The organism is Spiroplasma sp. Moj, assembly GCF_016082285.1.
Lineage (GTDB): Bacteria > Bacillota_I > Bacilli_A > Mycoplasmatales > Mycoplasmataceae > Spiroplasma > Spiroplasma phoeniceum.
On sequence record NZ_MQTY02000073.1, the window covers coordinates 1 to 5,312 of the forward strand.

A 5,312-nucleotide genomic window follows, 5' to 3' on the forward strand; every position below is an offset into this window, starting at 1 on the left:
TCTAAATAAGTAAGTGGTATATTATTCCACAATTTCTAAGATATTAATTTAAGACCCCAAAATAATTTATACGGCCTATTTATAATTAACATTATTTTTTAACATAGCTTCACGAACAGCGCGATAAGTTTTCCGATGCAATGATGTAATTCCAAATTCTTGTAATGCTAATAAATGTTTTTTGGTTCCGTACCCTTTATTATTTTTAAAATCATATTGTGGATAATCTTGATCAAATTTGAGCATTAAATTATCTCTTGTTACTTTTGCTAAAATTGAAGCTGCCGCAATTGATTGTGAAAGACTATCTCCTTTAATAATTGCTTGGTGATGATAAAATGGTCCTAACTTTTCTGCATCAGTTAAAATTATATCTGGTTTAACCATTAAATTATCAATTGCTTGTTGCATACCAATAATACTTGCTTGCTTAGGATTCAAAGTTTCAACCATTGCAACAGAAATAATCTCAATCGTATAACTAATTGCAATAGACATAATTTCATCTGCTAATTTATTTCGTTGCTTTACTGTTAATTTTTTACTATCCTTAATTTCATCGTTAACATAATTTAGCGGTAAAATAACAGCGCTAACAACTAAAGGACCTGCTAAACATCCACGGCCAGCTTCATCAGTTCCTACCATAATTGTTGTATTAGGATATGGCATTAAAATCTCTTGTTCAAATTTATTCATAATTAATTGTTCCTCTTCCAGGTGGAAACTCAAAAGACATTAAACCAAACTTATTATTTCATAAATTATTTAAAAAATTAGTAACAATATTATTAACATTATCTTCATCAACTTTATGAAAATGATTTTGTTGCATTACTAATAATAATTCAAAAAGTTTTTGTTCATCTGTTACATCAAAATTATCACTTGGTAAAAGATGATATTGCTTCGCTAACAAAGAAAAATAATATTTATGCATTCATTTTATTGCAGCTAAGCAAATTTCTTCTTTTGGTAAAATATCTTCTTTGATTGACCGTGTAAAAGCTAAATTCATTGCTACTTGTGGGTCATTAATTTTAGGCCATAAAATTCCCGGAGTATCAATTAAATCAATTTGATGATTTAATTTTAATCATTGTTGGCCTTTTGTTACACCTGGTTTATTGCCAACTCGAGTTGAATTTCGTTTTATTAAAGCATTAATAAAAGTAGATTTTCCAACATTAGGAATACCAATTACCATTACTTTTAGTTTTGGTGATTTAATTCCTCTATTTTGATCACGTTCAATTTTACCAGCTAAAACAAAATAAATTTTTTCAATAATTAATTTTGTAATATTGCCATGCTTACTATCCAATGGTAAAACAGCAATCTGTTGCGATTGGTAATATTCAAGTCATGCCTTGATGGCAACTGGGTCCGCTAAATCTTTTTTATTTAAAATAATTAACTTTGGTTTTAAACCACGTAAGTTATCAACCAATGGATTTGAAGAGGAAAACGGAATTCGACTATCAACAATTTCAATTACTAAATCAATTAATTTACTTTGCTCATCAATTTGTTTAATTGCCTTTGCCATATGGCCAGGAAACCAATGAATATTTGTTGTCATTTTATTTTCCTCCTTTTAATCTTTTTTTAATAATTTATATCATTTTAAATAAAAATTATTTAACATAATCTTCAACTCATTCCAATGAAATTGCGGGAATCTTCTTCCCTTTTTTAATATATTCTAAAAATTTAGCACATAGAAGTAAATTATCGGTTGTTTCACTATCAGGTAAAGATAAATTTGTTGTCATTAATTTAATAAATTCTTTAACAATTTGTTTTACTGATGATTTTGGTTGAATTCGAACACTATATGCTGTTTCTAATTTTTTTTGATATTTTGTTAATAACAATTGGAATGCTTTAATTGCTACTATTTCTGTATTATCCTCTATTTTAAAAAGTCCTAAAATTTGTGTATTTCAATAAACATCTGGTTGAGAAAAATTAATCCCTGTAATTGGTACTGTGTCAATAAATTCAACATTATTATAACGATAAATTTTTTCACGGGTAAAAAATATTCCTCTTCCTTTTTCAAATGTTTCATTATTATCAAACATTTTTTCTAATAAAAGTTCTTTATTACTATCTGGTAAACTAATAATTAATATCTTCTTATTAGCATACTTTTTTAAAAGTTTCTTAAAATTGGCTAAACACCGCTGATATTCTTTACTAGTTTGCTCTTCATGACATAATAACATTTGACAATAAATTTCTTGGCTATGATAATATTCCATTCATTTTTTTGTTTGCTCAACATCAGCTTTTTGTGTGTTTGAAAATAAAATTATTCTTTTCACATCATTTAATTTCGCATAATTTAAAAGATTAGCACCAGAATGTGCAATTCTTGCATCAACTACTTCAATAATAACATCAGCTGTTTCAGCAAGTTTATAAACCCTCTTATTATTTTTAATAAATTCTTTGGGAATTGAAAATTTCTTATCACACATAATTGTGTTTCCTCCTTGTGTTATTATTTTAATACAAATTAAAAAGACTTTATCAGTCTTTTAGGGTTATTTTGTTTTAATAATCTCTTTAATTCGAGCAGCTTTACCAGTTCGATTACGCATGTAATAAATTCTAGCACGACGAACTCGTCCATATTTTACAATTTCAATCTTATCAATTAATGGCGAATGTAAAGGGAATTTTCTTTCAACGCCAGCTCTATTACTAATTTTACGAATTGTAACTGATTCTGCAATTCCGCTACCTTGTAACTTAATTACTACTCCTTCAAAAGCTTGAATTCTAAACTTATTTCCTTCCTGGATTTTATAATGTATTTTAATTTTATCTCCTGAAGAAAATTGTGGCAAATCACTACGAAGTTGATCTTTTGTAATTTCTTCTGTTAAATTCATCTTCATAACTGTTTTTTTCCTTTCTACGGTCGTTAAACCTTTTTTCGTTTTTAATTTTTTCTAATAATATTTGTTGTTCTGTGGTTAAAATTTTTTTTTCTAAAAGTTCGGGACGTTTTAATCAAGTTTTTTTTAATGCTTCATATTCTCGTCATTGGGCAATTTTCTGATGATGACCACTTAATAAAACTTCAGGAACATAATAGCCATCATATTCAACTGGTTTTGTATAAACAGGATAATCTAATAGATTGTTAGAAAAAGAATCATTGAGATGTGATTGTGTATTAATTACATTTTCACATAAACGAGTAACACTATCAATTACAACCATACTAGCTAATTCACCGCCAGTTAAAATATAATCACCAATTGATAATTCATAATCAATATAATATAAAATTCTTTCATCAAAGCCTTCATAATGCCCACAAACTAAAATTAAATCATTATCATTTGCTGCAAATTGTTGCACTTGTTCTTGCACATATTGCTTACCTTGTGGTGTTAACAAAATTGTTACACTGTCTTTTGTTTGGTGAGCTTTAATCGCTGCTACTAATGGTTCAATCATTAAAACCATTCCTTCACCACCACCATATTGGTAATCATCAACTTGATGATGTTTGTCAATGCTATAATCACGAATATCAACAATTTTAATTGCAATTAATTTTTCATAAAGTGCTTTTTTAATAATTGATGTTGTCATAAAATTATTGAACATTTCTGGAAATAAAGTTAATACTGTAAACTTTTTCATTTTAAATCACCTTTTTTAAAATAATTTCTTGTTGTTGCAGATCAACTTGTTCAACATATGCATCAACATTTGGAATCATTATTAATGTACCATCTGTTGTTTTAATTTCAAAAACAAGATGTGCCTTAGTTTCAAATTGATTTACTAAAATCCCAATTTTTTTTTGATTATGAAAGACTGTAAAATTAATTAAATTTTCCTGATTAATAACTTCTGTATAATTCAAATTTGCTTTTTGAACAAATAAATAGCATTCTTTAAAAGCTATTACCTCATTAATATTAGTAAACTCTTTAAATTTTAAAATATAATCTTGCTTAGTAGCAGTAATTTTAATTAATGTTACTGGCGTATAAATCATTTGAACTTGAATAAACATTAATTTATTAAGCAATTTATTTATATTTTTAATGTTTATTAATAAAGTTGCTTTAAGTTCACCTTTAATTGCATGGGGCTTTTTAAGTTTAAAAATTTTTAACAAAGTTTCCATCTATAAAACCTCAAACTTAATATTAACTTTATTTTGATCAACATGTGCTCTAATATTTAATAAAGTTCTTAAGCTATTAGCAATTATTCCTGCTTTACTAACAACATATCCTAACACTTCTTCATTACACATTACTAATAAATTAATTTCTCCTACATTTGTCGATGGCATTTGACGAATTTCATAATATAATTCATTATCATCCTGACAAATTAACGGATTAATTAAATTTTTAAGTTCAGTAATATACATTAATTAACACCACACTTAATTACAACTATTTTTTGGCATCTGTTGTTGTCTTTGCCTTCGGTTTCTTTGTTACCTTTGCTTTTTTATCTGTTGCTGCCTTTTCTTTTGTACTCTTTGTTGTTTTAGCAGCATATTTTTCATTATGCAATTTAGTCATTAAGCCTTCTTTACTTAACAAATTACGAACAGTATCAGTTGGTTGTGCTCCTGTTAATAATCATTTGTAAGCAAGATCATGATTAATTTTTACATCACCATTAATAGGATTATATGTTCCAATTAACTCAATATATTCTCCATCACGTTTGACACGAGCATCTGTTGCAACAATTCGGTAGAATGCTGCTTTCTTTTTACCTATTCTTTTTAAACGTAATTTTACCATTAATAATTTCCTTTCTAATTCTGCGTTCATGTTAAACTATAAAATTTAACATCTTTTATATAATACCTGAAATTAAAAAAGAGTCAAGTTTTTTAACTTAACACTTTATTTTTTGCTAATCATATTTTCCTTCTTCAGAAAAATCATTTTTAAAAACATTTAACACTGATTGTGGGATAAAAACATCTTTTTTATGTAATGTCATCCCTTTTCCACTAATTCCAAATATTTTTTCATTTACCCGTTTGTTTAATGTTTCGCCTTGATATTTAGAATGTAGCTTATTAGACTTCTTGCATAACCTAGTTATTTTAAAATTCCTATAAAATATATTTAAAATAGAAATTATAGGAATCTAAAATTATGAAATTTGATAAATTTGATTTTATTAATGATAAAGAATTATTCCGATTAACAGGAATAAAACAAGCCACTTTTAATAAAATGTTAGATATTTTAAAGGTTGCTGAAATAGAAAAATTTAAAAAAGGTGGCAAAGCTAACAAATTATCACTA

At 26.5% G+C, this 5,312-nt stretch carries 8 protein-coding genes; all 8 read right to left on the bottom strand.

Translation table 4 applies throughout. The features are described 5' to 3' along the window. Positions 1-75: 75 nt before the first annotated feature. The 8 genes from BST80_RS03880 to rpsP all read right to left on the bottom strand — a co-directional run bounded on the left by BST80_RS03880 (position 76) and on the right by rpsP (position 4,796). Entirely contained in the window at positions 76-699 is a 624-nt protein-coding gene (locus tag BST80_RS03880; protein ID WP_415746045.1) for a ribonuclease HII, read from the bottom strand. Continuing rightward, a complete protein-coding gene (ylqF, locus tag BST80_RS03885) occupies positions 692-1,582 on the bottom strand; it encodes a ribosome biogenesis GTPase YlqF (RefSeq protein ID WP_415746046.1) in 891 nt (296 codons plus the stop codon). Before ylqF ends, BST80_RS03880 begins: the two co-directional genes overlap by 8 nt. Before the next feature lie 55 nt (positions 1,583-1,637). Next, positions 1,638-2,486, bottom strand: a complete 849-nt coding sequence (locus BST80_RS03890; protein WP_415746047.1) for a ribosome biogenesis GTPase RsgA — start codon at positions 2,484-2,486, stop codon at positions 1,638-1,640. A 66-nt stretch (positions 2,487-2,552) separates the two neighbouring features. Beyond that, the gene (gene rplS, locus BST80_RS03895; RefSeq protein ID WP_415746048.1) at positions 2,553-2,909 is read right to left on the bottom strand and encodes a 50S ribosomal protein L19; all 357 of its coding nucleotides are present in this window, start codon (positions 2,907-2,909) and stop codon (positions 2,553-2,555) included. Beyond that, positions 2,863-3,666 (bottom strand): tRNA (guanosine(37)-N1)-methyltransferase TrmD, encoded by an 804-nt coding sequence (trmD, locus tag BST80_RS03900; protein WP_415746049.1) that lies wholly within the window; start codon positions 3,664-3,666, stop codon positions 2,863-2,865. The genes rplS and trmD overlap by 47 nt, the downstream gene beginning before the upstream one ends. Before the next feature lies 1 nt (position 3,667). Further along, positions 3,668-4,159, bottom strand: coding sequence for a ribosome maturation factor RimM (locus BST80_RS03905; RefSeq protein ID WP_415746050.1), 492 nt, complete (start codon positions 4,157-4,159; stop codon positions 3,668-3,670). Next, positions 4,160-4,411: a hypothetical protein gene (locus tag BST80_RS03910; protein WP_415746051.1), complete on the bottom strand. Its 252-nt coding sequence runs from the start codon at positions 4,409-4,411 to the stop codon at positions 4,160-4,162. It abuts the gene before it with no gap. Positions 4,412-4,436: 25 nt separating this feature from the next. Continuing rightward, the gene (gene rpsP, locus BST80_RS03915; protein ID WP_415746052.1) at positions 4,437-4,796 is read right to left on the bottom strand and encodes a 30S ribosomal protein S16; all 360 of its coding nucleotides are present in this window, start codon (positions 4,794-4,796) and stop codon (positions 4,437-4,439) included. Between the last annotated feature and the right edge of the window lie 516 nt (positions 4,797-5,312).